Raw genomic sequence first — 26,545 nt, forward strand, 5'->3', positions numbered from 1 at the left:
GAGCGTTGACAACGCGGTATAGGTCGTCGCCCGCGTTGAAGGCGATGCCGTTGTAGCGGCCCGTTCGCTTGCTGTTGCGGCTAAGGATCACTTGCGCCTCGTTGCGCATGATCACGTAGTCGGGTCCGCCGTCACCGGCTGGAATACGGATCGGCACTAGGCCATGCGGTACCGGCGGATACGTGCCTTCGCAGGTGTCGCCGCGCCGCTTGGCTCGTAGTAGCTCAAGATGTCCGCCGCTGCGGCCTTCATCTGGTGCCATTCGTCCTCGGTGAGCAGTATGTGGCTGCTGCCTTGCTCGATGGATATCCCGCCGTTTGAGCGGGGGTTGACGCTGATAGTTGCGCCATTAGACTTGATCTTCACCTTTGGTGTTCCTTTCCTCTGTCCAGTCACGGAATCTGTGACTCACGGTCGAGGGCAAAAGCCCTGACCGGCGGTAATGCGTTCGGCCGGTCACAATTTTTGTGTCGCCAGTCATAAGATCTGTGACCGCGCAACGCTCTGAACTGCGGTTATCCGCGCGCCTCTAGATTCTTGTCAAAGAGGGGTACGCACTACATGCCACCTTGAACGGCTTGAGCAGGGACAACTAAGCAAAGCGAGTTTGACTCCTTCTCTACCCATCCCTCCGCCTTGGCCCTCTTGATCGCATTCGAGAGCTGTCTGACGTTGTTGACCCCCAACAGGTCGGCCATTTCACCCGGCTCGAATTGCGCGCGTCCGTTGGCCCGGTGCGCCCCTAACGCCAGCATCCCTACCCGCTGCCAGAGCGGATACGAGCTATTGAATGCGCGTTCTCGCCATGTCGCTTGCCGGTGCTTGGCCCACGGGTTTTTAAGCCACGGACTTTTCGAGAATCTGTCCCTCATTTAGTTGTTCCCCATCCGCCCGCGCAACGCGCGAACCATCCCTTTCGCCTGCGCATGTCAGGCAAATCCGATTCCCGTAGTTCCATATGCGCGTGTTCTCATCCGGCTCGCCCGTCGATGCTCAGTGGATGCCCTTTACGGCATTCCCTAGACGTTTTTAGCCGGCCCATGCGTGGTGCTGGGTTATCGAAGTAAAGGTTCGATATTGCCGTATTAGACACGTTGCCATCGACAAACCTAATCCGCCAGCCGGCCGGTGGAAGTCCGTAATGCGCCCATGCCTGCATTTGGTGCAGATACGCCGTTCTACCTTCCCCCTTCAACGCTGATCCGAACGAACTTATACCCGTGCTTATCGGTGTGCGTCTTTAGCTTTTTGCGCGGCCCGTAAACCTCGCTAGTCACGCCGTCGATCCTGTATCCCGGAATCGGCGGTATATCCCGCAGCTCTCCCATTCCTCGAAGCCCCTAGTTTCAGTTTAGCGGGGGCTACAAACAAAACTTGGACTCGAAGAATGCTTCGATATCCACTCGTTTCCACACGCGCCGCCGCCCGATCTTTGCGGATACGGGCAACTCGCCCATCTTCTCCCAATATCGCCAGGTGTCTTGACTGATGCCATACGTTTTCGCCACGCCTGCTGTGTCGATGAATGGACTGCCCTCGAACATCGTATGTGCTTTCTACATTTCGGCAGCGCAAAATAAACCCCTGCCGTTTGGGTTGTCGCGCGGTTCGCGCACTGGACGCGCTACTGGTAGCTACTGCTTGCTGATCGCGTCCACTAATCACACCCTATATGGACAGGGGTGACAAACCCGAAACATTTCCAGAGACAGTCACAGATCTAGTCTCCGCTCCACAACACTCGAATGCACCTAAAGAGCCGACTGCTTTACTTCGTTGCCTTATCCATTGCCGCCGCGAGCCGGTCCCAGTCGCCTTCAAGCATGTGGCTGTACACATTCGCCGTCGTAGTCACGTTCCGGTGCCCGAGCAGCTTCGAAGCGGCCAGGACGCCGGTATCCGTAGGCGACTCACTGATCGCCAACGACCCCGCTGTATGCCGCAGCGTGTGCGGCGTGACGCCCTCTAGGCCGAGGTTGGCAACCGCTTTATCGAATCGGACACGAAACCAGCCGAGGGATAACGGACCGCAGTCCGATTTTGAGAACAGGAACTCCGAATCGTCGCGCCCCTTCGTCAGGCGCTTCAGCTCAGCGGCCAAAGTTGATGTCAGGATCGGCACCGAGCGTCGCTGGTGCGTCTTTGTGCCGCCTTCTAGGCGACCCTTGCCCCTGACGCTCGTGATGGACTTGTCGACCAAAACGCGCCGCTTCTCGTGGTCAACGTCGCCCACTCGCAGTGCTGCGCACTCGCCGAACCGCAACCCGGTGTAGGCCAGGAATTTGACGAGTGTCGATAGTTCCCCCGGAGATAAGTGGGCGGGGGCTGTGTCGCTGCGGTGCCGCACAGCGGCCTCCGCTTTAGCGGTCTCTTCGGCGAGCTGGCGGACCTGCTCGTGACTAAGCGCAAGTTCCTTGCTACGCGGTCTACTCGGCAACACAATCGCGTCGGCCGGGTTAATCGCCGCGTACTTCGACCGGATGGCATAGGTGAACACCTGGTGCATCACCTGGTGAATCTGGATCACTCGCGCGGGGGATAAGCCGGTATCCGCCTCTCGGGTCGACTTGCGCTGCCGCGCGCCCGCGTCGGTCGACAGCCACCTAATCCACTCCTGTAGCCGCTCGTGGTCGATGTCCTTAATCGGTTCGTCTCTCCACTTAGGCAAGATCACTACGTCAAGCAAGCCCCGGTAGCCCGCAATCGTCTTGGGCGCCCGTTTAGCGGACTCCTTAGTCTTTAGCCACGCCTCGGCCAGCACGCCGAATGGCACCGCCGAGCGGTTTGGATCGGTGTAAGTACCGGCCTCAAGCTCAGCCCTTTTCGTGTCGGCTTGCCTCTGTGCTTTGGCCTTGTTGTCGAAGGCTTCGGATGTTTCCTTGCCGTCTTGGTCGACCCACCGCGCGAGCCACCGCCGACCCGTCCCATGCCGCACCGTGCAGACCATCGTCCCCGGCACCTTGAAGTGCGTCCGATCAACGCACCACGTCGGCCCTGCGGACTGGTCCGCAGGCCAATAGACCTGCTCACCGCGCTTGGCCGGTCGGTGCCAGCGATCCTCAACGCGTGCGCCCGTGCTGCGCTTTTTCGTGGTCATGGTCCGCATTCTAATAGCTCTGCGGACTGTATGCGGACTGACGCGCTAGTCGGACTGTGACCTAGCTGTCAATACTGCGCCTGAGCTGGCGTTTCTGGTGCCCTCGGTGAGATTCGAACTCACACTGTACGGGTTTTGAATCCGTTTCCTCTGCCAGTTGGGATACGAGGGCTGGGCTCTGCTGCGATCCGGCTACCTACCTTAGAGGAACCCCCCGGATGAAGGATCACAGCCGTCACGACACAATATCCGTCATGACCGGCCCCACCACCGATGCCGCCGCCGCTTCCACGCGCCGGGTCCTGATCGCAGAAGACGAAGCCCTGATCCGCATGGACCTGGCAGAGATGCTGCGAGAGGAGGGGTACGACATCGTCGGGGAGGCCGGCGACGGTCAGGAGGCCGTCGAGTTGGCCGAAGAGCACAAACCCGACCTGGTGATCATGGATGTGAAGATGCCGCGTCGCGACGGGATCGACGCGGCTTCTGAGATCGCCAGTAAACGCATCGCGCCGATCGTGATACTGACCGCTTTCAGTCAGCGCGACCTGGTCGAACGCGCCCGCGATGCCGGCGCGATGGCGTACCTGGTGAAGCCGTTCACCGCCAGCGACCTGATCCCGGCGATCGAATTGGCGATGAGCCGGTTCAGCGAACTCACCGCGCTGGAACGAGAAGTGGCCACACTGTCGGACCGGTTGGAGACCCGCAAGCTGATCGAACGTGCCAAAGGGTTGCTGCAGGTCAAGCAGGGTATGACCGAGCCGGAAGCGTTCAAGTGGATTCAGCGTGCCGCGATGGACCGGCGGACATCGATGAAACGTGTCGCCGAAGTGGTGCTGGAAACCCTCGATACGCCCAAGGACGCCTGACCTGCTCCCGCGAGCGCGCTCAAGAGTACGCCGAAAGGCCGAAAAACTGGCATTTTGAGGCCGCTCGCGCCCAAAAGCCGACACAAGAGATCAGCGCGCGACGATCACCGACGACCCGTGCCCGAACAGCCCCTGGTTGGCAGTGACGCCGACCCGCGCACCTTCCACCTGCCGGCCGGTCGCCTGACCACGCAGCTGCCAGGTCAGCTCGCAGACCTGCGCGATCGCCTGCGCCGGAATCGCCTCACCGAAGCACGCCAGCCCGCCCGACGGATTGACCGGCACGCGACCACCCAAAGCGGTTGCGCCGGAACGCAACAGCCCCTCGGCCTCGCCCTTCGGGCACAACCCCAGGTGCTCGTACCAGTCGAGTTCGAGCGCAGTGGACAGGTCGTAGACCTCGGCCATGCTCACGTCTTCGGGTCCGATGCCGGCCTCGGCGTAGGCCGCGTCGAGGATCTGGTCCTTGAACACCCGCTCGGGTGCGGCCACCACCGCGGTGGAATCCGTTGCGATATCGGGAAGTTCGGGTAGATGCTGCGGGTACTGCGGCGTCACCGTGCTCACCGCACGCACCGACGGCACACCGTCCAACGAGCCGAGATGCTTGCGGGTGAACTCCGCGCTCGCCACGATCAGCGCGGCCGCGCCGTCGGAGGTGGCGCAGATGTCGAGTTGCCGCAGCGGGTCGCTGACCACCGGGCTGGCCAGCACGTCCTCCACCGAGGACTCCTTGCGGTAACGGGCATTCGGGTTCTGCAGACCGTGCTGAGAGTTCTTCACCTTGACCTGGGCGAAGTCCTCCGATGTCGCGCCGTAGAGGTCCATCCGGCGGCGCGCCAGCAGCGCGAAATACACCGGGTTCATCGCGCCGATCAGGTGGAAGCGCTGCCAGTCGGGATCGTTCTTGCGTTCCCCGCCGACCGGCGCGAAGGCTCCCTTCGGGGTGGTGTCGGCACCGATGACCAGCGCGACATCGCAGAACCCTGCCAGAATGTGGGCGCGGGCGCTCTGCAGCGCCTGCGAGCCACTGGCGCACGCGGCGTAGCTCGAGCTCACCGGCACGCCGTTCCAACCCAGTTTCTGCGCGAACGTCGACCCGGCAATGAAGCCCGGATAGCCGTTCCGGATCGTGTCGGCCCCGGCCACCAGCTGAATCTGTCGCCAGTCCAGTCCCGCTTCGGCCAGTGCCGCACGGGCGGCGACGACGCCGTATTCGGTGAAGTCGCGCCCCCACTTGCCCCACGGGTGCATGCCGGCGCCCAGGATGTAGAGCGGTTCCGGAGTCATGACCTTCGTCATTTGCGCCGCTCCTCGCCGCTGTCTCCGATCGCACTGCCCTGTCTATCGTCGCCGGCGCGCTTCCACGCGTGCACGGTCCGCTCGACGCCGTCGGCGTCGGTGAACAGCGTCATGACGGCCAGTTCCATCTCCATGCCGACCCTCAAGTCGGCGGCCAGGGTGCCTTCCACGACCTTGCCCAGCACGATCAGCCCCTCGTCGACCAGCTCGACCGCGGCGATCGCGAACGGCTCGAACGGTTCGGCGGCCGGGTAGGGCTTGGGCGGCGGGTACCGATTCTCCGTGTAGCTCCACAACTTCCCGCGCCGCGACAACGCGACGGACTCCAAGGTGTCGCTGTCGCAGGCCGGGTTCGGGCAGTTGTTCTCCCGCGGCGGGAAGACGTAAGTGCCGCACGCGGGGCACTTACTGCCGGTCAGATGCGGGGCGTCGGCATCGTCGGTGGCGAACCATCCGTCGATCGCCGGTTCTTGGCTAGTGACCTCGGGCACCCGGCAAGACTACCAAGCGCTTGTTTGGGAGCGCCAGGCGCGTCGGACCCGATGAATAGAGTGAAACCCGTGCCTGCGACCGAGGAACAACCCAAGCCCACCTTGATGCTGTTGGACGGCAACTCGTTGGCGTTCCGGGCCTTCTACGCGCTGCCGGCGGAGAACTTCAAGACCCGCGGCGGACTGACCACCAACGCCGTCTACGGCTTCACCGCCATGCTGATCAACCTGCTGCGCGACGAAGCGCCCACCCATATTGCGGCGGCGTTCGACGTGTCCCGGCAGACCTTCCGCTCGGAGCGCTACCCCGAATACAAGGCCAACCGGTCCTCGACGCCCGACGAGTTCCACGGTCAGATCGACATCACCAAGGAAGTGCTTGGCGCCCTTGGTATCACCGTGCTCGCCGAGGCCGGGTTCGAGGCCGACGACATCATCGCCACGCTGGCCATCCAAGCCGAACACGAGGGCTACCGGGTGCTGGTGGTCACCGGGGACCGGGACTCGTTGCAGCTGGTCAGCGACGACGTCACGGTCCTTTACCCGCGCAAAGGCGTCAGCGAACTGACCCGGTTCACCCCCGATGCCGTCGTCGAGAAATACGGCCTGACGCCCAAGCAATACCCGGACTTCGCCGCACTGCGGGGCGACCCCAGCGACAACCTGCCCGGCATCCCCGGCGTGGGGGAGAAGACCGCGTCGAAGTGGATCATCGAATACGGCTCGCTGCAGTCGCTGGTCGACAACGTCGAATCGGTGCGCGGCAAGGTCGGCGACGCACTGCGCGCGCACGTGGCCAACGTCGTGCTCAATCGGGACCTGACCGAACTGGTCAGGGACGTGCCGCTGGCGCAGACCCCGGATACGCTGCGGCTACAGCCCTGGGATCGCGACCAGATCCACCGGCTTTTCGACGACCTCGAGTTCCGCGTGCTGCGCGACCGGTTGTTCGACACGCTGGCCGCCGTCGAACCCGAGGTCGACGAGGGTTTCGACGTGCGCGGCGGAGCTTTGCAGCCGGGCACGGTCGCGCAGTGGCTGGCCGAGCACGCCAACGACGGCCGCCGGTCCGGCCTGGCGGTGGTGGGCACCCACCTGCCGCATGGCGGTGACGCGACCGCCCTGGCCGTCGCGGCCGCCGACGGGGACGGCGCCTACGTCGACACCGCCACCCTGACCGCCGAGGACGACGCCGCGCTGGCGACCTGGTTGGCCGATGCCGACCAGCCCAAGGCGCTGCACGAGGCGAAGCTCGCCATTCACGACTTGGTAGGTCGCGGCTGGACGCTGAACGGCGTCACTTCCGATACCGCGCTGGCCGCCTATCTGGTGCGGCCCGGGCAGCGCAGCTTCACCCTCGATGACCTCTCGCTGCGCTACCTGCGGCGTGAACTCCGTGCGGAAACCGCTGAGCAGCAACAGCTTTCGCTGCTGGATGACGACGACGGCGCGGACGGACAGGCCGCGCAGACGGCGATCCTGCGGGCCCGCGCCGTCGTCGACCTGGCCGACGCCCTGGACGCCGAGCTGGCCCGCATCGACTCCACCGCGCTGCTCGGTGAGATGGAGTTGCCGGTGCAGCAGGTGCTGGCCGGAATGGAGAACGTCGGCATCGCCGTCGACCTGGGCATGCTGACCGAACTGCAGAGCCAGTTCGGCGACCAGATCCGCGACGCCGCCGAACTCGCCTACGCCGTGATCGGCAAGCAGATCAACCTGGGCTCGCCCAAGCAGCTGCAGGTGGTGTTGTTCGACGAACTGGGCATGCCCAAGACCAAACGGACCAAGACCGGCTACACCACCGACGCGGACGCCCTGCAGTCCCTGTTCGACAAGACCGGGCACCCGTTCCTGCAGCATCTGCTGACCCATCGCGACGTCACCCGGCTCAAGGTCACCGTCGACGGGCTACTCAACTCGGTGGCCGGCGACGGCCGGATTCACACCACGTTCAATCAGACGATCGCCGCGACCGGACGGCTCTCGTCCACCGAACCGAACCTGCAGAACATCCCGATCCGCACCGACGCCGGCCGCCAGATCCGCGACGCCTTCATCGTCGGGTCGGGCTATGCCGAGCTGATGACCGCGGACTACAGCCAGATCGAGATGCGGATCATGGCGCATCTGTCGCGGGACGACGAGTTGATCGAAGCGTTCAACACCGGCGAAGACCTGCACTCGTTCGTCGCCTCCCGCGCGTTCGGCGTGCCCATCGACGAGGTGACTGGCGAGCTGCGGCGACGGGTCAAGGCGATGTCGTACGGGCTGGCCTACGGGTTGAGTGCCTACGGGTTGTCCACCCAACTCAAGATCTCCACCGAAGAGGCCAAAGAGCAGATGGACCAGTACTTCGCCCGGTTCGGCGGGGTGCGCGATTACCTGCTGGCCGTCGTCGACCAGGCCCGCAAGGACGGCTATACCTCCACTGTGCTGGGCCGCCGGCGGTATCTGCCCGAGCTGGACAGCAGTAACCGCCAGGTCCGCGAAGCCGCCGAACGTGCCGCGCTCAACGCGCCGATCCAGGGCAGCGCCGCCGACATCATCAAGGTGGCGATGATCGAGGTGGACAAGGCGATCAGGGAAGCCGGGCTGGCGTCACGGATGCTGCTGCAGGTGCACGACGAGTTGTTGCTCGAGATCGCGCCGGGGGAACGGGACCAGTTGGAGACGCTGGTGCGGGACAAGATGGGCGGGGCTTACCCGCTGGACGTGCCGCTCGAGGTGTCGGTCGGCTACGGCCGCAGCTGGGACGCGGCGGCGCACTAGGTTCGGCGCAGGTCGGACCCGGCCTCGCAAGTGCCGGCGACGTCATGCTGCTTCGCGATCAGACCCCGTTTGTCCAGGATGCACGCCGTCGAGTAGCCTCGACGGGTATCCGTTGTGCTCGATCGCGGGTCACACAAATAACTCAAGTCCCACGTCCCTACGATGAACCCTGTCCGGAGCAACCCAACAATATGCCGAGTCCCACCGTCACCTCGCCGCAAGTAGCCGTCAACGACATTGGCACCAGCGAGGATTTTCTTGCCGCAATAGACAAAACGATCAAGTACTTCAACGACGGCGACATCGTCGAAGGCACGATCGTCAAAGTGGACCGGGACGAGGTGCTCCTCGACATCGGCTACAAGACCGAAGGGGTCATCCCCGCCCGCGAACTCTCCATCAAGCACGACGTCGACCCCAACGAGGTCGTTTCCGTCGGCGATGAGGTCGAGGCCCTGGTTCTCACGAAAGAGGACAAAGAAGGCCGGCTCATCCTGTCCAAGAAGCGCGCCCAGTACGAGCGCGCCTGGGGCACCATCGAAGAGCTCAAGGAGAAGGACGAGGCCGTCAAGGGCACCGTCATCGAGGTGGTCAAGGGTGGCCTGATCCTCGACATCGGACTGCGTGGTTTCCTGCCCGCGTCCCTGGTCGAGATGCGCCGCGTCCGGGACCTGCAGCCCTACATCGGCAAAGAGATCGAAGCCAAGATCATCGAGCTGGACAAGAACCGCAACAACGTGGTGTTGTCCCGCCGCGCCTGGCTGGAGCAGACCCAGTCCGAGGTGCGCAGCGAATTCCTCAACCAGCTGCAGAAGGGCACCATCCGCAAGGGTGTGGTCTCCTCCATCGTCAACTTCGGCGCGTTCGTCGACCTCGGCGGTGTGGACGGTCTGGTGCACGTCTCCGAGCTGTCCTGGAAGCACATCGACCACCCGTCCGAGGTGGTCACGGTGGGCGACGAGGTCACCGTCGAGGTGCTCGACGTCGACATGGACCGCGAGCGGGTTTCGTTGTCGCTGAAGGCAACTCAGGAAGACCCGTGGCGCCACTTCGCCCGCACCCACGCCATCGGCCAGATCGTGCCCGGCAAGGTCACCAAGCTGGTGCCGTTCGGTGCGTTCGTGCGGGTCGAGGAGGGCATCGAGGGCCTGGTGCACATCTCCGAGCTGGCCGAGCGCCACGTGGAGGTGCCCGACCAGGTGGTCGCGGTCGGCGACGACGCGATGGTCAAGGTCATCGACATCGACCTGGAGCGTCGTCGAATCTCGTTGTCGCTCAAGCAGGCCAACGAGGACTACACCGAAGAGTTCGACCCCGCCAAGTACGGCATGGCCGACAGCTACGACGAGCAGGGCAACTACATCTTCCCCGAGGGCTTCGACTCCGAAACCAACGAATGGATCGAAGGTTTCGACGCCCAGCGCAACGAGTGGGAAGCGCGCTACGCCGAGGCCGAGCGCCGGCACAAGATGCACACCACCCAGATGGAGAAGTTCGCCGCTGCCGAAGCGGCCGACCACGGTGGCGGCGGTCAGTCGTCGTCCAGCAGCAGCTCCTCGGAGAAGTCCGCGGGCGGGTCGCTGGCCAGCGACGCGCAGTTGGCTGCGCTGCGCGAAAAGCTCGCCGGCAGCGCTTAACTCGCCGCCGGATGTTGCGCATCGGTCTGACCGGAGGGATCGGTGCCGGCAAGTCGGCGCTGTCCAAGACGTTCTCGGAGTGCGGTGGCATCATCGTCGACGGTGATGTCATCGCCCGGGAGGTAGTCGAGCCGGGCACCGAGGGATTGGCGTCACTGGTCGAAGCGTTCGGCGAGGACATCCTGCTTCCCGACGGTGCTCTGGATCGGCCGGCGTTGGCGGCCAAGGCTTTTGCCAACGAGGAGCAGCGTCAGAAGCTCAACGGCATCGTGCATCCGCTGGTGGGCAAGCGTCGTGCCGAGATCATCGCCGCGGTATCGCAGGACGCCGTTGTGGTGGAGGACATCCCACTGCTGGTGGAATCCGGGATGGCGCCGTTGTTTCCGCTGGTGATCATCGTGCATGCCGACGAAGAGGTGCGGATGCGTCGGTTGGTCGAGCTACGCGGCATGAGCGAGGACGACGCACGCGCACGGATCGCCGCCCAAGCCGACGACGCGCAGCGCCGTGAGGTCGCCGACATCTGGCTGGACAACTCGGGCAGTCCGGATGAGCTGGTCGAGCGGGCGCGGGATGTGTGGCACAACCGGATAGTCCCGTTCGCGCACAATCTGACTCGCCGTGAGCACGCCCGCGCGCAGGCGCGACTGGCACCGGCCGACCCGTCCTGGCCGGACCAGGCCCGGCGCGTCGTCAACCGGTTGCAGACCACCTGCGGGCACCGGGCTCTGCGAGTCGACCACATCGGCTCTACTGCGGTGCCCGGCCTGGATGCCAAGGACGTCATCGACATTCAGATCACCGTCGAATCGTTCGACGTGGCAGACGAACTCGTCGAACCGCTGCTGGCGGCGGGCTATCCGCGTCTTGAGCACATCACCCAGGACACCACCAGGTCCGACGCGCGCAGCACCGTGCCGGGCTTCGACCATTCCGATGATCCAGCGTTGTGGCACAAGCGGATTCACGCCTCAGCCGACCCCGGCCGGCCGACCAACGTGCACATCCGGGTCAACGGGCGGCCCAACCAGCAGTTCGCGCTGCTGTTCGTCGACTGGCTGAAAGCCAATGACGATGTGCGCGAAGAGTATTCAGCGGCCAAGCGCGCAGCCGAGGACGAGGGCGGCGGCGACATCGTCCGGTATACGACCGTCAAGGAACCGTGGTTCCGCGACGCCTACCGGCGGGCCTGGCAGTGGGCCGACAGCACCGGCTGGAAGCCCTAGTTCCATGCCATTCGTCACGGACATCCTCGGGCCGCGGCGGCCGGTTGGTGAGCGGGCGGCACCCTTGGTGGCCGGTCGGCGCCGGCGTACCAGCACCATCGACACCCATCCGGACGAGACGCGAGGATCGTTGGTCGACCTGCGGGCTCGCGATGCGGGCGGCGACAAGGTGCTGGGTGAGATCCGGATAGCGGCGCGCCTGATCGACCAGGTGATCGACGAGATCTCGTCGACGCCGGGAGATGGTCGCCTCGAAGCGCTGCGGGGACGTCGGGTAGGGCGCGGCTTCCGTTCGGTGGTCACCGAACTGTTCCCCGAGGACGTGCACGAGGCCAGCCTGCTTCATCTGCTGCTCGACGACTGGGTCGGTGCTGCCCTGGTGTCGGGATACGCCATCCAACACGCGGCGATCGTCTTGGGCATCGAGCAGAAGATGCCGCCTGGTGTCGCCGACCGGATGGCCGGGATCTGCGCGGGATTCGCGCCGAAGGCATCGTTGATCGGCTACGCCCGGCAACACGATGTCATCCCGACCGGACAGGGACCGGTGGCGCCGGTGCTGGACGGGCTGCACGATGTCGAACCGCTGCGAGCGCGGGGGATGCGCCGATTCCGTCGCCTCGACACCTGGCCGCTGGACGGCGGCCACGCCGGATTCGACGCCCACTTCCGGGACTCGCACATGGACGACGACCTCGTCGAGACGATCGTGCACGAGTACACCGTCGCCGGCACCGTCGACACCACAACGCGGACCATCGCGTCGGTGCGTGCCGAGGTGCGGGTTTTGCCCTGGCAGGAGTGCCCCGGCGCCATCGGCAGCGCGGCGCGCATCCAGGGCATGGCGCTAAAGGAGTTACGTGACCGCGTCCGTGTGGAATTCGTCGGCACCAGCACCTGCACACATCTGAACGACACTTTGCGGGCGATCGCGGACCTGGACGCCTTGTTGCCGGTTACGGGCCGCCGCGCCAGTGCTCGATCCGGTGATGATCCGGAGTGAAGCCGTGGTCCACGCCCCATAGCACCGCCTGGGTACGGCTGCCGACGCCGATCTTGCGATAGATCGTCCGGATGTAGGACTTGACCGTGTTGGGACTCAGATAGGTCAGCCGGGCGACGTCGGCGTTGCTCTTGCCCTGCGTGATCAGGGCCAGGATCTCAGCCTCGCGGTCGCTGAGTCCCTCGCCGCGCCCCGGCCAGTCGAGCCCGGGTGCGCTGCGCGCTCGGGCCGGGACATCGCTGACGACCACTTCGCCGGAGTGGACGGCCTCCAACGCGGCGACCAGCTCCCGGGCGGGCAGCGTCTTGGACAAGTAGCCGTGGGCGCCCTTGTGTCGGGCGCTCTCGACGAGGTCGGGGTGAAAGTTCCACGTGTACACCACAACTCGGCTTGCCCGCTTGTTGGCGACCAACACCTCGATCTCGTCGTGGTCGGATTCGGGCTGGGCGAATGAGTCGTACAAGACGATGTCGACCGCGTCCTTCACCGGCATGGTGGAGTCGAGTTCGGCGATGACGACGCGGTCGCGGTAGGGGTCGAGCATGTTGGCGACGCCTTTGACGACGACGTCGTAGTCGTCAACCAGCGCAATGGTGATCGGCGGTGGCATACCGCGCAAGATTACCTCCCTAGGGGTGTATTGCTACCCCCCTTAAGGGTGTTGGACTCATCAGCATCGGGACCTCAACCGTTCAACCGGCCATCGCCCGAAGGAGGGCTCATCGTGATCATTCTTGGCATCGTCCTGCTGGTCGTTGGATTCGTCTTCAAGATTTCCATCGTCTGGACACTCGGCATCATCCTGCTCGTCATCGGTGCGATCCTGGCCGTTCTCGGTTCGATGGGACGCGCCGTCGGCGGCCGCAGGCACTACTACTGACATCCGCCGGCCCCGGAGACGTTTGCTCCGGGCCCGCGGCGGTTATTCGACATGAGTACGAGAGGAGCAGAAAATGGCTCTCTGGCAATGGATTTTGATTGCGGTCCTCGTCGTTCTGGTGGTCGCCGCGGTCATTGTTTTAGCGAGTCTGGCGAGCAGTCGCAGGAAAACCGAGCGGCTCAAGCAGCACTATGGCAACGAGTACGAACGTCTGGTGTCCGAGACCGGCGACTCGAAGGCGGCCGAGCACGAACTCACCGCACGGGAACAGAATCGCAAGAAACTCGACATCGTTCCGCTGACGCCGTCGGCACTGTCGGACTTCAGTAACCGCTGGCACCAGGTGCAGACCGGGTTCGTCGACAACCCGGCGACCGCGGTCGGCGTCGCCGACCGGCTGGTGACCGACGTGATGCGCGAACGGGGTTATCCCGTAGACGATTTCGACCAGCGGGCAGCTGACATCTCCGTCGACCACCCGCAGATCGTCGAAAACTACCGCGCCGCTCACAACATCCACCTGGCCCAGCAGCGCGGTGATGTCGACACCGAGCAGCAGCGGGAAGCGTTCGTGCACTACCGCGCCCTGTTCGAGAAGTTGCTCGAAACCACAGATGCCTAAAGGAGGCAAGCGCATGACTACGCACGAGCAGCAAGCACGGGTCCCCGACGCCTACGGCGAGACCCAAAACCCCACGGCGACAGCGCCGGTGGCTGAACAGCCACCGGCGACGAACCCGCCGGTCGCCGGCGACGAGCAGATGGAGACACTGGCCGAGCCGCCTGCCGAGGCCCCGGTTCGTCACGAATCGGCAACGGAGGAAACGTTGTTCGCCGAGGACGACCTCACCGAACTGCGCGGCCGCTGGGCCGCGGTGCAGGCGGCATTCGTCGACGACCCCAAGGACTGCGTCCAAAAGGCCGACGTCCTGGTCTCCGACCTGGTCGATCAGCTGACATTCAGCTTCGCCCAAGCCCGTTCGCGACTGGAAGAGCAGTGGGCGCGCGGACAGGAAGCCTCCACCGAGGACCTGCGGCTGGCGCTGATGCACTACCGCGAGTTCTTCGAGCGGCTGCTGGCGGTCTGAAAAAGCGTGTCGTCGGCTATCTCCGCCGCCAGGTGAGTTCCATACCGGCGGCGGAGAGCCAGCGTGTCAGGTCATAGTCGTTGGCGGCCAGACCCGCGATGGCGGACGTCGCGCGGCGCACCGCCAACTCCGCCGCCTCGGCAGTCAGCAAGTTCTGCCGCACCGCGTCCAGCAACTCGTCGACGTCGGCCAACTCGACCCCGCGCCCGGTCCGGACCTCGATGTCGAGGTAGTGGTCTTCGGATCGCCAGACCGTCGGTCCCGGCGTGTACTCACCCACGTCCAGGTAGTAGTCGTGGTCGCGCTCGTGTCCGGGATTGAAATGAAACACGCTGGCGCGCAACCCCAATGACGGCAACAGCCACGATTCGAGGTAGTGGAACTGCTCCCGGCCCGGGGTGGGTCGGGCCAGATACAGCCCCCAGGGCAGCACCGTGTACTCGTCGACCGCCCGCACGATGCCTTTTGGGTCGATGTTGATGCGGTCGGCCAGGTCGAACGTCTCGTGCTTGGGCGGATGGATGGGGACCCCCTACCGGTGCTCTGAGGCCGGAGCCTCGAGGTAGCGGGTGAGCAACGCGACGATTTCGTCTTCGGCCGTTTGGAAATCGACGGGTTCGGCTGCCGTGATCAGGCGGTGCACCAGGGAATCGATGGTGGCGACCACGATCTGGGCGTGCAGTCCGCTCTGGGGATGGGAATGCTGATCGAGGACCCAACTGATCGTCTCGACACTGAGCCGTTCCAGTTCGTGCAACCGATCCAGGAATGCCGGTGCCCGCGGTGCCTCCTCGAACAGCACGCGGTGCAGCCGCGGATCGTCACGGTGGTTGTCGATGGCCGCGCGGACGAACAACCGCAGGGTGTCGTCCAGTCGCGGCGGCAGGCCGGCCGACAGCCGCTCGTTGAAGATGCGCATCCCGGCGTCGACGTGTGCGTCCATCAAGGCGCGTAAGATGGCGTCCTTGTTCGGAAAGTACTGGTACACCGAACCGATCGACACCCCGGCGCGCTCGGCGATGCGGTTGGTGGTCCCTGCGGAGTACCCGTGCTCGGCGAAAATGTGAGCCGCCGCGTCCAGGACCCGTTGCCGGGTCGCGGTGGCGCGGTCCTGTTTGGGCTGCTTGCGCTGCCGGAAGCGATCAGTCGGGGCGATCTGGCATCTCCTGGTCAAAGCGAGTAGTCATTCGGCGCGTTCACCAGCACAATCAGGACCAGCGATGAGGAGCCGATGATGCGCACTGTCCATATCGAAACATTGTTGCCCACCAACGCCGACCGGGTGTGGTCGGCGATGCTGTCCCCGGCCACGTTCCTGTACGTCTGCCGCGGTCTCTTCGGCTTTCCCGCGCTGACCGGACGCAGCGAACCCCTGCGGGAAGGGGAGCGCGGCACCGGATGGTTGGTCGCATTTCATCTGTTCCCGGCCTATCGGCACACCATCGACGTCGTCGAGGTGGACAAGGCCACCCGCACCATCCGCACCCGAGAACACGGTGGGCTGCTCAAGGCCTGGAACCACACGCTGCACGCCGAGCCGATCGACGAACACTCGTGCCGGTACAGCGACACCGTCGACATCGAAGCCGGCATCGCCACCGCCGTCGTGGCCAAAGTCGCGACCGGGATCTACCGCTACCGGCAGCGGCGTTGGCGCAAGTTGGTGCGCCGACACATGACCACCGAGCCGGACGCGGCTACCGCCTGAGCCGAATCTTCCACCGCACGAAGCATGCGTAGAACACCGACAACCCGGCCAACATGCCCATGTCCACCAGCCAGATCCGCGAAGTGTGCTGCCAGAACCGGTCCTGCGGAAGCAGCGAGCCCGGCACCAGCGACCTGACGTCGACCGTCGACGCCGCCGCGGCATAACCCCAGCGCGCCGGCACTGCCGTGGAAACCTGTTGCAGCACAATCCGATTCGTCACCGGTACCATCCCACCGCAAAGCACCAGCTGCGCCATGATCGACACCACGAACAGCGGCATGATCTGCTCGGTGGAACGCACCAGCGCCGAGATCGCCAAGCCCAGGAGGGCCGACGTGACGCAGGTGCCGGCGACCGCCAGGAACAACTCGACGGTCGCCGCCGAGTTGCCGTGACCCAGCACCAGGCCGCCGCGCGTCGGTCCGCCCTTGCCGAGGATCACGATGGTCGTGGCGATCGCGGCCTGCAGCACGGCGAACGCACAGAAGACCGCGGTCTTGGCCAGCAGATAGGCGGTCGTCGACAGTCCCACCGCCTGTTCACGCTGGAAGATCGCCCGCTCGCCGACCAGGTCGCGGATCGTCAACGCGGCGCCCATGAAGGCCGCGGCCAGCAGCAGCAGGTTGAGGATCTGCGCGGATTCGTCGGGTGTCCCACCGTGCTCACCGACCGCGCGGAACCCGTTGGAGCCGGGGACGGTCAGCGACAACGCGCCCAAAGCAAACGGGAGCAGCGCCAGGAACACGAAATAGGCGCGGTCGGCAAAGACCAGCCGGATCTGGCGGCGCGCGACGGTCGAGATCTGACGCCGCACACTGGTCTGCACCGGTTTGCCCAGGTCGGCCGGTACGGATTCGGTTCCGGACCGGTCCTGGGGTTGGTTCTGGGCCAGGAACCGCCGATTCGCTTCGGTGGGGTCGGCGCCCACCTGGCTGAAGATCTTGGCCCAGTTGGTGGTGCCCATCGCACCGCCGATCTGGTCTGGCGGCCCGCAGTAGGCCGTCTTTCCGCCGGGCGCCACCAGCAGCAGCTGGTCACAGATATCCAGGTAGGACAGCATGTGCGTCACGACGATCACCACCCGGCCCGCGTCGGCCAGCTGCCGCAGCATCGTCATGACCTGGTGATCGAGCGCGGGATCCAGACCCGACGTGGGCTCGTCCAGGATCAATAGGGAGGGGCCGGTCAGCAGTTCGAGTGCCACCGAGGCCCGCTTGCGCTGGCCGCCGGACAGCTTGTCCACCCGGGTGTCGGCGTGCTTGGTCAGGTCGAGTTCGTCCAGTACCTGGGCGACGATCCGGGCGCGGTCGGATTTGCTGGTGTCCGGCGGTAGCCGCAGCTCCGCGGCGTAGCCCAACGCCTGATGCACGGTGAGCTGGCGGTGCACGACGTCGTCCTGCGGCACCATGCCGATCCGGCTGCGCAACGACGCGTATTCGGCGTGAATGTCGTGTCCCTCGAAGCTGACCGAACCCTTGCTGGGCCGGACGTAGCCGGCGATCAGCCTGGCCAGCGTGCTCTTGCCGGCACCCGACCCGCCGATCACCGCGGTCAGCGTGCCCGGCCGCGCGGTGAGCGAGATGGCGTCGAGCAATTGTTTGCCGCCGTCGACGGTGTAGTCCACCCCGCGCACCTCGAGTCCGCCGGTGCGAGACTCGGTTTCGCTGCGCGGCACCAGGGTGTCCTCGTGCCACACCAGGTCGACGTTGCCGATCGTGACGACGTCGCCCTCGGACAGGATCGCCGAGCCGACCCGGGTGCCGTTGACGAACGTGCCGTTGATGCTGCGGTCCTCGATCTCGGCGCCCAACGGGGTGGGCCGCAGCGTCGCGTGCCTGCGGGAGGCCAGGACGTCGGAGACGACGATGTCGTTGTCGCTGGCGCGGCCGATTGTCTTGACAGGGGCTGGTTTAGAGGCCGGTCTCGGGGTCGGCGACGAGCGAGGCGCGAGGACCCTGACCATCCTGGTCGCCAGGTTCGACATATCCGCTGACCTGGCGTCGATCACGGTGAGTTCGGCCGGCGGGGGTGGCGCGATGTCGACGCTGGTGGCCTCCTCTTGAGGCCACGCCGGCAGCGGACGCCCGTTTGACCGAGGGTGTGCCGGTCGCGGCGGGATGGTCGACCAGGCCAGGGTCGGGGGACCGCTGTCGTGGCTTGCCCTGGAGTTGCTGAACGCGCTGCGCGGACGCGGGGGAAGGCCTGCCTGCCGACCGATCTCGAAGGTGAGTCGTGGTCCGGCGGGATTGCCGACATTGACGCTCTGGCCGTCATGCAGGTCCACTACCGGCATCCGATAGCCATTGACATAGGTGCCGTTGAGCGAGCCGTTGTCGATGGCCAGCCAACGGCCGCGGTCGAAACGCACGATCAGGTGCGCGCGGGAGATCCGTGGGTCCGGGATGCGCAGGTCGGCCTGCAGATCACGACCCACGACAACCTCGTAGCCTGCGGCGAAGGAACATTGGGAACCGTCATGCCGAATGGTCAACGCCGGCGGTGCTGGTCGATTCACGACCACCAGTATCGGGGCCGTTGGATGTTGCTGGTTGTGACTCAGCTGTGACGTTGCTATGTCTCGCACCGAGCCATACATAGCTGTTTCACAGCTTGCAACCGCCCCTGCGCCAACACCTTTCGTGCATCATGCCTTGGAGGGGAGGCGACGACGGATGGACCATCGATCAGGCGCGGCCCGGCGTTTCGACGCCGGGCGGCGCGTCTTGACGACGCCTATCGGGCGCCTCCGGCAACGCATCACGCCGGTGCCGCCGCCGGCCGAGCGTTCGGAATTGACCCGGGGTGCGTCCTTCGCCGGTTACACGATCCTGCGCCAGTTGGGCGTCGGCGGAATGGCCGAGGTCTATCTCGCGTTGCATCCGCGGCTACCGCGCCGCGACGTGATCAAAGTCCTCGCCCAGACCATCACCTCGAACAGCGAGTTCCGCGAAAGATTCGACAGGGAAGCCGATCTCGCAGCGACACTGTGGCATCCCCACATCGTCGGAGTGCACGACCGAGGCGAGTTCGACGGCCAGCTCTGGATATCGATGGACTACGTGGAGGGCACCGACGCCGCCCGCCTGGTCAAAGAGTCACACCCGCAGGGGATGCCGACGGGCGACGTCTGCGCCATCCTGGCTGCCGTCGCCGGAGCACTCGATTACGCCCACGATCGGGGACTGCTGCACCGTGACGTCAAGCCCGCCAACATCCTGCTCACCCATCCCGACGGGGATGAACGCCGGATTCTGTTGGCGGACTTCGGCGTTGCCCGCCATCTGGCGGATATCAGTGGGATCACCCAGACCAACGCCGCGGTGGGAACGGTGGCCTACGCGGCTCCCGAGCAGCTGGCGGGTGCCAACATCGACCGCCGTGCAGACCAATATGCGTTGGCCACCACGGCATTTCACCTACTCACCGGTGCGCCGCCGTTCCGGCACGCCAACCCGGTCGCGGTCATCAGCCAACACCTGCACGACGATCCGCCCCGGGTCAGTGACTACCGGCCGGACCTGGCGTGCCTGGACGACATCTTCGCGCAGGCACTGGCCAAGAAACCGGAGGCTCGTTTCGACCGGTGCCGGAACTTTGCCGACGCCGTCTCGGCGGCGGTGCAGGACGGGTCGGCTGAGGTCAAACCTGTTGTGGGGCAGACGGACTCGACACGACGAGTATCGCCGCGGATCCGAATGGCGGCGGCAGTCGTGAGTGCGGTGCTGATCGCGGTCGCGGCGACCTGGTCGACCCTCTACAGTTTCCAGCCGGAAAACGCCCCGCCCACCCCGGCGCTGGCGGCACGGCCTGCCGCTGCACCATCCGTCGCTGCTGCGCCGGCAGTCCCGGTCGCGGTGACCCCGGCGAAGGTTCTCGACGGCACCTACCGCTTGGATTTCGACCGCACCAAGCGTACGACGAACGGCACATCCATCCGGCACGACAGCGTCAGCACCGTCTGGTGGGCGTTCCACAGCGTGTGCACCACCAACGGATGCGCGGCCAGCGGCGTGGCACTCGATGAGGCCACCCACCAGCTGGCCGACACCGCCGAGGGCGGCCAGAGCGACACATTGCGGTTCGTCGCCGGGTATTGGCAGGGTTCGCCCGAACAGCAGCGGGTCGGCTGTCGCCAGGCCAGTGGGCCGGCGCCGGCCGCGCAGCAGGAAACGGTGGCGTTGTCCCTGGCGCCGCAGCCTGACGGAACCCTGCGCGGTGTGCAGACCGAAACCGTCCGCAGCGGCGAATGCGGTGCGCAGGGCGCGGTGCTCCGGGTGCCGGTGGTCGCGACCCGGGTCGGTGACGTGCCGGCCGGGGTGACGCTGACCGATCCCGCGCAGGCGATCCGCGCTGCGACCGCGCCCGGCACCCGTCCGTCGCCACCGGTCCTGGGCGGGATGTGCTCGGACGTCGACAAGCTCGGCTATGACCAGACCAGCAACGAACAGGTGGTGTGCGAAGGCAACACCTGGGGTAGAGCGCCGATCACCGCCGGCGTGCACGCCGCCGGCACGTCCTGCGACAAGCCGGACATCCCGGTGTTCGCGATGTCGGCCTCCAACGACGGGTACCTGATCGAATGCGATCCGGTGAGCCGGATGTGGAGCCGGCACAAGTAGCACCCTGTTCGCCCCGGCCGGGCGCGAGCGCGCGGGACCAGCGGGAACAAAGCCTGTCGGTGCCTGGTTTTACCCTGGTGCTATGGCTTTCGCCACCGAATACCCAGTAGTCGCCCACTCGGAATACCGCGCCGTCGACGAGATCGTCCGCACCGGCGCCCGCTTCGACGTGGTCAGCCCCCACCAGCCCGCCGGCGACCAGCCGGCCGCCATCGACGAGCTCGAGCGGCGTATCAAAGCCGGCGAGCATGACGTGGTGCTGCTCGGTGCGACCGGCACCGGCAAGTCGGCCACCACCGCCTGGCTGATCGAACGTCTGCAACGCCCCACCCTGGTGATGGCGCCGAACAAGACGCTGGCCGCACAGCTGGCCAACGAGCTGCGGGAAATGTTGCCGCACAACGCCGTCGAGTATTTCGTCTCCTACTACGACTACTACCAACCCGAGGCGTACATCGCGCAGACCGACACCTACATCGAGAAGGACAGCTCGATCAACGACGACGTGGAGCGGCTACGGCACTCCGCGACGTCGTCGCTGTTGTCCCGGCGGGACGTGGTGGTAGTGGCCTCGGTGTCCTGCATCTACGGTCTGGGCACACCGCAGTCCTACCTGGACCGGTCCGTCGAACTGCAGGTCGGCAACGAGGTACCCCGGGACGGATTGCTGCGGCTGCTGGTGGACGTGCAGTACACCCGCAACGACCTGTCCTTCACCCGGGGCTCCTTCCGGGTGCGCGGCGACACCGTGGAGATCATTCCGTCCTACGAAGAGCTGGCGGTCCGCATCGAGTTCTTCGGCGACGAGATCGAGGCGCTGTACTACCTGCATCCGCTGACCGGCGAGGTGATCCGGCAGGTCAACTCCCTGCGGATCTTCCCGGCTACCCACTACGTCGCGGGTCCGGAACGCATGGCGCAGGCGATCTCCACCATCGAGCAGGAGCTGGCCGACCGGTTGTCCGAGCTGGAGGGTCAGGGCAAGCTGCTGGAAGCGCAGCGGCTGCGGATGCGCACCAACTACGACATCGAGATGATGCGGCAGGTCGGATTCTGCTCGGGCATCGAGAACTACTCGCGTCACATCGACGGGAGGCCGGCCGGATCGGCTCCGGCGACGTTGCTGGACTACTTCCCGGAAGATTTCCTGCTGGTCATCGACGAGTCGCACGTCACGGTGCCGCAGATCGGCGGCATGTACGAGGGCGACATGTCACGCAAGCGCAACCTCGTCGAGTACGGCTTCCGGCTGCCGTCGGCGGTCGACAACCGACCGCTGACCTGGGAGGAGTTCGCCGACCGCATCGGTCAGACGGTGTACCTGTCGGCCACCCCCGGGCCGTACGAGCTGAGCCAGACCGGCGGGGAGTTCGTCGAACAGGTGATCCGCCCGACCGGCCTGGTGGACCCGAAGGTCGTGGTCAAGCCGACCAAGGGGCAGATCGACGACCTGATCGGCGAGATCCGCAAACGCACCGACGCCGACGAGCGGGTGCTGGTGACGACGCTGACCAAGAAGATGGCCGAAGACCTCACCGATTACCTGCTGGAGATGGGCATCAGGGTCCGTTACCTGCACTCGGAGGTCGACACGCTACGCCGCGTGGAGTTGCTGCGGCAGCTGCGGCTCGGCGAGTACGACGTACTGGTCGGCATCAACCTGCTGCGGGAGGGATTGGACCTCCCGGAGGTGTCGCTGGTGGCCATCCTCGACGCCGACAAAGAGGGCTTCCTGCGGTCCACCCGCAGCCTCATCCAGACCATCGGCCGCGCCGCCCGCAACGTGTCCGGTGAAGTGCACATGTACGCCGACAAGATCACCGACTCGATGAAAGAAGCCATCGACGAGACCGAGCGGCGCCGGGCCAAGCAGGTGGCCTACAACGAGGCCCACGGGATCGACCCGCAGCCGCTGCGCAAGAAGATCGCCGACATCCTCGACCAGGTGTACCGGGAAGCTGACGACACCGACGTCGGGATCGGCGGCTCCGGCCGCAACGCCTCCCGCGGTCGACGGGCGCCGGGGGAGCCCGGCCGTGCGGTCAGTGCCGGTGTGATCGAGGGCCGCGACACCGCGAACATGCCACGCGCCGAGCTGGCCGACCTGATCAAGGACCTCACCGCGCAGATGATGGCGGCCGCACGTGACCTGCAGTTCGAGTTGGCGGCCCGGTTCCGCGACGAGATCGCCGACCTCAAGAAGGAATTGCGGGGGATGGACGCCGCCGGTCTGAAGTGACCTCGACGACGGGCCGGACCGGCAGTTGGCGGGAACTGCTCACCCGGCACCTGGGCACGTCCACGGTGCTGGCCGGCGGCGTGGGGCTGTACGCCACCAACGAGTTCCTGACCGTCAGCCTGCTGCCCAGCGCCATCACCGAGATCGGCGGTGCTCGCCTGTACGCGTGGGTGGTCACGCTTTACCTGGTCGGCTCGGTGATCTCGGCGACCACCGTCAACACCGTGCTGCTGCGCTTCGGCGCGCGGACATCATTTCTGGCGGGACTCGGGGTGTTCGGTGTCGCCAGTGTGGTGTGTGCGGTGGCGCCGAACATGCAGATCCTCATCGCCGGACGCGCCCTGCAGGGGGTGGCCGGTGGTCTGCTGGCGGGTCTGGGTTACGCGCTGATCAACTCCACCCTGCCCAAATCGCTGTGGACACGCGCCTCGGCACTGGTGTCGGCGATGTGGGGCGTCGCGACCGTGATCGGCCCGGCGGCCGGGGGACTGTTCGCGCAGTTCGGGTTGTGGCGGTGGGCGTTCGGCGCCATGGCGATCCTGCCGGCATTGCTGGCGATCCTGGTGCCCGTCGCGCTGCCCGCCTCGGACCCGCGCGACGAGACGGCCCAGGATGCCCGAGTCCGGGTGCCGATCTGGTCGCTGGTGCTGATGGGTGCCGCCGCGCTGGCCATCAGCGTCGCGCAGCTTCCGCGTCACATCGCCGCCACCGCCGGTCTGCTGGTAGCGGCGGTGTTGCTGGTCGGCGTGTTCGTCGCGGTGGACCGGCGCAGCGGCGGCGTCTTGCCGCCCAGCGTTTTCGGCGCCGGGCCGCTGCGCTGGATCTACCTGACCATGGCCGTGCAGATGATGGCGGTGCTGGTCGATACCTACGTGCCGTTGTTCGGTCAACGGTTGGGACATCTGTCTCCCGTCGTCGCCGGGTTCCTGGGTGCCGCGCTCGCTGTCGGCTGGACGGTCAGCGAGATCGTCAGCGCGTCGGTGCAGCAGCCGCGCCGGGTCGGATACGTCGTCGCGGTCGCACCGCTGGTGATGGCGGCGGGTCTGGCCCTGGCGGCGGTCACTCAGCGCGCCGACGCCCCGACCGGTGTGGTGGTGGTCTGGGCGCTGGCCTTGCTGATCGCAGGTACCGGCATCGGGATGGCCTGGCCGCACCTGTCCGTGCGCGCGATGGAGTCCGTCGACGATCCGTCCGAGGGACGCGCCGCTGCCGCGGCGATCAACACCGTGCAGGTGATCTCGGCGGCCATGGGCGCCGGTATCGCCGGCGTCGTGGTCAACAACGCCCCCGGCGGCGAACTTGCCGCGGCCCGCTGGCTCTACGCGGTGTTCACCGTGCTGGCCGCCGCCGGGTTCATCGCGTCGATGAAGGCCAGCCGGCCCGACCGGTCAGCGAGTTGACTTGACTACCTGCGAATAGTGGAATTGCCACCGCTCGACGATGTGGAAGCCCAGATAGCCGGGGAACTGGTAGACCGGGGCGCGCCCGAACGCTTTGCCCGGCGAAAGTGACTGTCCCGCTTCGTGATCCGGGAACGAACTGTCGCGGTTGGTGATCGTCCACAAGGTGGTGCATTTGTTGATCTTGGCGGTCGTCAGCCACACGGCGACGTGACCGTCCCACAACGCACCGACCTTGGGTCCATAGAACCCCCGCTCGACGTCGATCAGGGACCGGAACGCTGCCGGGCGAGTGGCCAGCAGCGCCCGGATCGGACCGGGCCGCCAGGGCACCGTGTTGTCCACCAGCAGGCAGTCGCCCGGCGCGGCGTGCGCGCTGATGACGTCCGCCACCTGGCTGTAGTCCCACCCCTCCTTGGCGTACGGGCCCCGCTGTTTGAAGTAGTAGTTCGGGAATGCGGCGACAGCGAATGCCACGACGAGACCGACGACGAGCCATCGCTTGCGGGCGACCGTGAGGATGCAGACCGCCAGCAGGATGGCCGCGGCGGGTGTGGTGTAGATGAGGTAGCGCGGATAGTAGATCGCCTCGATGGTCGCCGAGTAGATCAGTACCGCGGCCGTCGGAATGGCCACCCACGCGACGCAGGCGAGCACCAGCTGCCGGGTGCCGGCAGGCCCGTAGCCGTTGCGCAGGTGAACGGCGATGGCGACCAGGATGGTGACACCCGACAGGACGGCGAACGGGACGCTGTAGTCGAAGTACTGCCGGTGCACTACATCGAGGAAGAGATTTCGGGTCAGCCCGGCGATCCACCCGACCTGAAATATCTGGCCGTGCGCGAACATCGCGAACGGCGTCATCGCGCCGAGTGCGACCAGCGAGCTGATGGCCAGCCAGATGGCTGGAGAACGGCGAGATCCCTTCGGCACCAACAGCGGAAGCAGCGCGGCGTAGACCGTGATCAACAGACCCAAATTGATGCTGATCAGGATGGACAGCATGAACGTCAGCGCGTAGGCGATCCACCGGCCGGGGCTGTTCCGGCGCAGCGCGGTGACCAGCAGCACCGTCAGCCAGACCGCGGCGGTCACCGACAGCGCCGAGGAGCGAGCCTCGATGCCCGCCCAGGTCACCCGGGGCAGGATGGCGAAGATGACGCCCGCGCACAGCGCCAGGGTCCGGCCCGACCCCACCGCAGCCGGCGGTGCCAACTGCTTGGTGAAGACCACCACCCCGGCGGCGGCGGCTCCCACGGCCAGCGCGCTGGGGACGCGGGACCAGAATTCGGTCGGCGGGAAGATCGCAAACCAGCCGTGCATGAGCAGGTAGTACAGCCCGTGGACGGCGTCGATATGACCCAGCAACTTCCACAACTCGGGCAGGGTGCGGCTGGCAGACGCCGAGATCGTCGCACCCTCGTCGAACCACAGCGACGGTCGCGCGGCCCAAGCGCCGCTGACGAGCGTCGCCAGCGCGGCGATCGCCCACGGGTCGAGAAAGCGGCCCCGCGAATGTGCAGACGGCGCCGGATCTGCGCCGTCTGCCAGGGGATTCTCCACGATCGTCACAGACATGTCGGTGTTCAACTTTAGGTGCCGTGCCGCGCGTCAGTGCGCGGGCATGAGGGTCTGAGATCGTGCGGACGTGATCTGTGCGGCATTCGCGACGGCAGGGTGAGGGCTGCCACGCCGCAAATCTCTCCCATCTACGTCCAGCAACGCGATACTGTCTTGGGTTGGCGGAAACCGACACCTGGGAGGGTAAATGAGCGCCTATCAAACCGTGGTCGTAGGGACCGACGGCTCGGATTCGTCGCTGCGCGCGGTAGAGAGGGCGGCCAAAATCGCCGGAGCGGACGCCAAACTGATCATCGCGTCGGCCTACCTGCCCCAGCACGACGATGCCCGCGCCGTCGACGCATTAAAGGAAGAGAGCTACAAGGTGACGGGCACTGCCCCGATCTACGACATCCTGCAGACCGCCAAGGAACGGGCGCACAACGCGGGCGCGAAGAACGTCGACGAGCGCGCCATCGAGGGTGCGCCGGTGGACGCCCTGGTGCACCTCGCCGAATCGGAGAAAGCCGATCTGCTGGTGGTCGGCAACGTCGGCTTGAGCACGATCGCGGGACGACTGCTGGGCTCGGTGCCCGCCAACGTGTCACGCAAGGCCAAGGTCGACGTGCTGATCGTGCACACCACCTAGAA

General features: G+C 65.8%; 23 protein-coding genes and 1 tRNA gene. 13 read left to right on the plus strand and 11 right to left on the minus strand.

All coding sequences use genetic code 11. The features are described 5' to 3' along the window. Nucleotides 1-156 precede the first annotated feature (156 nt). From AC5Y4D_RS17630 to AC5Y4D_RS17645, 4 genes are all read right to left on the minus strand, one after another. Complete coding sequence (locus AC5Y4D_RS17630) at nucleotides 157-366, minus strand: hypothetical protein (RefSeq protein WP_500037746.1); 210 nt, start codon at nucleotides 364-366, stop codon at nucleotides 157-159. Between the two features lie 995 nt (nucleotides 367-1,361). Next, nucleotides 1,362-1,544 (minus strand): helix-turn-helix transcriptional regulator, encoded by a 183-nt coding sequence (locus AC5Y4D_RS17635; RefSeq protein WP_500037747.1) that lies wholly within the window; start codon nucleotides 1,542-1,544, stop codon nucleotides 1,362-1,364. A gap of 224 nt (nucleotides 1,545-1,768) precedes the next feature. Beyond that, entirely contained in the window at nucleotides 1,769-3,097 is a 1,329-nt protein-coding gene (locus AC5Y4D_RS17640; RefSeq protein WP_500037748.1) for a tyrosine-type recombinase/integrase, read from the minus strand. Between the two features lie 95 nt (nucleotides 3,098-3,192). Beyond that, nucleotides 3,193-3,269, minus strand: a tRNA-Leu gene (locus tag AC5Y4D_RS17645). Between the two features lie 82 nt (nucleotides 3,270-3,351). Here AC5Y4D_RS17645 and AC5Y4D_RS17650 point away from each other — a divergent pair. Then, nucleotides 3,352-3,969, plus strand: a complete 618-nt coding sequence (locus AC5Y4D_RS17650) for an ANTAR domain-containing response regulator (RefSeq protein ID WP_499944206.1) — start codon at nucleotides 3,352-3,354, stop codon at nucleotides 3,967-3,969. Nucleotides 3,970-4,059: 90 nt separating this feature from the next. On the opposite strand, the gene AC5Y4D_RS17655 is transcribed toward AC5Y4D_RS17650, so the two are convergent. After that, nucleotides 4,060-5,271, minus strand: a complete 1,212-nt coding sequence (locus tag AC5Y4D_RS17655) for a lipid-transfer protein (RefSeq protein WP_499944207.1) — start codon at nucleotides 5,269-5,271, stop codon at nucleotides 4,060-4,062. Next, nucleotides 5,268-5,762, minus strand: a complete 495-nt coding sequence (locus AC5Y4D_RS17660) for a Zn-ribbon domain-containing OB-fold protein (protein WP_499944208.1) — start codon at nucleotides 5,760-5,762, stop codon at nucleotides 5,268-5,270. The genes AC5Y4D_RS17655 and AC5Y4D_RS17660 overlap by 4 nt, the downstream gene beginning before the upstream one ends. A 51-nt stretch (nucleotides 5,763-5,813) precedes the next feature. Between AC5Y4D_RS17660 and polA the strand changes: the two genes are divergently transcribed. From polA to AC5Y4D_RS17680, 4 genes are all read left to right on the plus strand, one after another. Then, the gene (gene polA, locus AC5Y4D_RS17665) at nucleotides 5,814-8,531 is read left to right on the plus strand and encodes a DNA polymerase I (protein ID WP_500037749.1); all 2,718 of its coding nucleotides are present in this window, start codon (nucleotides 5,814-5,816) and stop codon (nucleotides 8,529-8,531) included. 191 nt (nucleotides 8,532-8,722) lie between these two features. Beyond that, on the plus strand, nucleotides 8,723-10,168 hold the full coding sequence (rpsA, locus tag AC5Y4D_RS17670; protein ID WP_499944210.1) for a 30S ribosomal protein S1: 1,446 nt from the start codon (nucleotides 8,723-8,725) through the stop codon (nucleotides 10,166-10,168). An 11-nt stretch (nucleotides 10,169-10,179) separates the two neighbouring features. Next, nucleotides 10,180-11,394, plus strand: a complete 1,215-nt coding sequence (gene coaE / locus AC5Y4D_RS17675) for a dephospho-CoA kinase (protein WP_499944211.1) — start codon at nucleotides 10,180-10,182, stop codon at nucleotides 11,392-11,394. A 4-nt stretch (nucleotides 11,395-11,398) separates the two neighbouring features. Next, complete coding sequence (locus AC5Y4D_RS17680) at nucleotides 11,399-12,397, plus strand: DUF2889 domain-containing protein (RefSeq protein ID WP_500037750.1); 999 nt, start codon at nucleotides 11,399-11,401, stop codon at nucleotides 12,395-12,397. On the opposite strand, the gene AC5Y4D_RS17685 is transcribed toward AC5Y4D_RS17680, so the two are convergent. Then, on the minus strand, nucleotides 12,351-13,007 hold the full coding sequence (locus tag AC5Y4D_RS17685) for a LuxR C-terminal-related transcriptional regulator (protein ID WP_500037751.1): 657 nt from the start codon (nucleotides 13,005-13,007) through the stop codon (nucleotides 12,351-12,353). The two genes, AC5Y4D_RS17680 and AC5Y4D_RS17685, sit on opposite strands and share 47 nt — an antisense overlap. A 114-nt stretch (nucleotides 13,008-13,121) precedes the next feature. Between AC5Y4D_RS17685 and AC5Y4D_RS17690 the strand changes: the two genes are divergently transcribed. The 3 genes from AC5Y4D_RS17690 to AC5Y4D_RS17700 all read left to right on the plus strand — a co-directional run bounded on the left by AC5Y4D_RS17690 (nucleotide 13,122) and on the right by AC5Y4D_RS17700 (nucleotide 14,365). Further along, complete coding sequence (locus AC5Y4D_RS17690) at nucleotides 13,122-13,277, plus strand: DUF6131 family protein (RefSeq protein WP_499944215.1); 156 nt, start codon at nucleotides 13,122-13,124, stop codon at nucleotides 13,275-13,277. A 73-nt stretch (nucleotides 13,278-13,350) separates the two neighbouring features. Beyond that, nucleotides 13,351-13,899 (plus strand): hypothetical protein, encoded by a 549-nt coding sequence (locus AC5Y4D_RS17695; protein ID WP_499944216.1) that lies wholly within the window; start codon nucleotides 13,351-13,353, stop codon nucleotides 13,897-13,899. Between the two features lie 13 nt (nucleotides 13,900-13,912). Further along, nucleotides 13,913-14,365, plus strand: coding sequence for a hypothetical protein (locus AC5Y4D_RS17700; RefSeq protein ID WP_499989919.1), 453 nt, complete (start codon nucleotides 13,913-13,915; stop codon nucleotides 14,363-14,365). Between the two features lie 16 nt (nucleotides 14,366-14,381). Here AC5Y4D_RS17700 and AC5Y4D_RS17705 read toward each other — a convergent pair whose 3' ends face one another. Both AC5Y4D_RS17705 and AC5Y4D_RS17710 read right to left on the minus strand, forming a co-directional pair. Further along, complete coding sequence (locus AC5Y4D_RS17705) at nucleotides 14,382-14,822, minus strand: ribonuclease FAU-1 family protein (RefSeq protein WP_499989920.1); 441 nt, start codon at nucleotides 14,820-14,822, stop codon at nucleotides 14,382-14,384. A gap of 75 nt (nucleotides 14,823-14,897) precedes the next feature. After that, the gene (locus AC5Y4D_RS17710) at nucleotides 14,898-15,539 is read right to left on the minus strand and encodes a TetR/AcrR family transcriptional regulator (protein ID WP_499989921.1); all 642 of its coding nucleotides are present in this window, start codon (nucleotides 15,537-15,539) and stop codon (nucleotides 14,898-14,900) included. A 60-nt stretch (nucleotides 15,540-15,599) separates the two neighbouring features. Between AC5Y4D_RS17710 and AC5Y4D_RS17715 the strand changes: the two genes are divergently transcribed. Continuing rightward, nucleotides 15,600-16,073, plus strand: a complete 474-nt coding sequence (locus tag AC5Y4D_RS17715; protein ID WP_499989922.1) for an Rv1443c family protein — start codon at nucleotides 15,600-15,602, stop codon at nucleotides 16,071-16,073. Here AC5Y4D_RS17715 and AC5Y4D_RS17720 read toward each other — a convergent pair. Further along, the gene (locus AC5Y4D_RS17720) at nucleotides 16,063-18,591 is read right to left on the minus strand and encodes an FHA domain-containing protein (protein WP_500037752.1); all 2,529 of its coding nucleotides are present in this window, start codon (nucleotides 18,589-18,591) and stop codon (nucleotides 16,063-16,065) included. The genes AC5Y4D_RS17715 and AC5Y4D_RS17720 overlap by 11 nt on opposite strands. 157 nt (nucleotides 18,592-18,748) lie before the next feature. Here AC5Y4D_RS17720 and AC5Y4D_RS17725 point away from each other — a divergent pair, with 157 nt between their 5' ends. From AC5Y4D_RS17725 to AC5Y4D_RS17735, 3 genes are all read left to right on the plus strand, one after another. Then, nucleotides 18,749-20,695 carry a serine/threonine-protein kinase gene (locus AC5Y4D_RS17725; protein WP_499989924.1) on the plus strand — a complete coding sequence of 649 codons (1,947 nt, stop codon included), beginning with the start codon at nucleotides 18,749-18,751 and terminating at the stop codon, nucleotides 20,693-20,695. An 82-nt stretch (nucleotides 20,696-20,777) separates the two neighbouring features. Then, nucleotides 20,778-22,934, plus strand: coding sequence for an excinuclease ABC subunit UvrB (gene uvrB, locus AC5Y4D_RS17730; protein WP_499944222.1), 2,157 nt, complete (start codon nucleotides 20,778-20,780; stop codon nucleotides 22,932-22,934). Continuing rightward, nucleotides 22,931-24,334: an MFS transporter gene (locus AC5Y4D_RS17735; RefSeq protein WP_499989925.1), complete on the plus strand. Its 1,404-nt coding sequence runs from the start codon at nucleotides 22,931-22,933 to the stop codon at nucleotides 24,332-24,334. Before uvrB ends, AC5Y4D_RS17735 begins: the two co-directional genes overlap by 4 nt. On the opposite strand, the gene AC5Y4D_RS17740 is transcribed toward AC5Y4D_RS17735, so the two are convergent. Then, a complete protein-coding gene (locus tag AC5Y4D_RS17740; protein ID WP_499989926.1) occupies nucleotides 24,323-25,912 on the minus strand; it encodes a mannosyltransferase in 1,590 nt (529 codons plus the stop codon). The two genes, AC5Y4D_RS17735 and AC5Y4D_RS17740, sit on opposite strands and share 12 nt — an antisense overlap. A gap of 190 nt (nucleotides 25,913-26,102) precedes the next feature. Here AC5Y4D_RS17740 and AC5Y4D_RS17745 point away from each other — a divergent pair, with 190 nt between their 5' ends. After that, nucleotides 26,103-26,543, plus strand: a complete 441-nt coding sequence (locus tag AC5Y4D_RS17745; RefSeq protein ID WP_499944225.1) for a universal stress protein — start codon at nucleotides 26,103-26,105, stop codon at nucleotides 26,541-26,543. Nucleotides 26,544-26,545: the final 2 nt, after the last annotated feature.

The sequence above is a fragment of the Mycobacterium sp. NGS67 genome (assembly GCF_059812185.1).

Coding starts and splice junctions, on each gene's coding strand:
- AC5Y4D_RS17745 (WP_499944225.1), top strand. CDS start 26,103: ATGAGCGCCTATCAAACCGTGGTCGTAGGGACCGACGGCTCGGATTCG.
- AC5Y4D_RS17680 (WP_500037750.1), top strand. CDS start 11,399: ATGCCATTCGTCACGGACATCCTCGGGCCGCGGCGGCCGGTTGGTGAG.
- coaE (WP_499944211.1), top strand. CDS start 10,180: ATGTTGCGCATCGGTCTGACCGGAGGGATCGGTGCCGGCAAGTCGGCG.
- polA (WP_500037749.1), top strand. CDS start 5,814: ATGAATAGAGTGAAACCCGTGCCTGCGACCGAGGAACAACCCAAGCCC.
- AC5Y4D_RS17650 (WP_499944206.1), top strand. CDS start 3,352: ATGACCGGCCCCACCACCGATGCCGCCGCCGCTTCCACGCGCCGGGTC.
- AC5Y4D_RS17695 (WP_499944216.1), top strand. CDS start 13,351: ATGGCTCTCTGGCAATGGATTTTGATTGCGGTCCTCGTCGTTCTGGTG.
- uvrB (WP_499944222.1), top strand. CDS start 20,778: ATGGCTTTCGCCACCGAATACCCAGTAGTCGCCCACTCGGAATACCGC.
- AC5Y4D_RS17725 (WP_499989924.1), top strand. CDS start 18,749: ATGGACCATCGATCAGGCGCGGCCCGGCGTTTCGACGCCGGGCGGCGC.
- AC5Y4D_RS17700 (WP_499989919.1), top strand. CDS start 13,913: ATGACTACGCACGAGCAGCAAGCACGGGTCCCCGACGCCTACGGCGAG.
- AC5Y4D_RS17635 (WP_500037747.1), bottom strand. CDS start 1,544: ATGTTCGAGGGCAGTCCATTCATCGACACAGCAGGCGTGGCGAAAACG.
- AC5Y4D_RS17740 (WP_499989926.1), bottom strand. CDS start 25,912: ATGTCTGTGACGATCGTGGAGAATCCCCTGGCAGACGGCGCAGATCCG.
- rpsA (WP_499944210.1), top strand. CDS start 8,723: ATGCCGAGTCCCACCGTCACCTCGCCGCAAGTAGCCGTCAACGACATT.
- AC5Y4D_RS17685 (WP_500037751.1), bottom strand. CDS start 13,007: ATGCCACCGCCGATCACCATTGCGCTGGTTGACGACTACGACGTCGTC.
- AC5Y4D_RS17640 (WP_500037748.1), bottom strand. CDS start 3,097: ATGACCACGAAAAAGCGCAGCACGGGCGCACGCGTTGAGGATCGCTGG.
- AC5Y4D_RS17715 (WP_499989922.1), top strand. CDS start 15,600: ATGCGCACTGTCCATATCGAAACATTGTTGCCCACCAACGCCGACCGG.
- AC5Y4D_RS17655 (WP_499944207.1), bottom strand. CDS start 5,271: ATGACGAAGGTCATGACTCCGGAACCGCTCTACATCCTGGGCGCCGGC.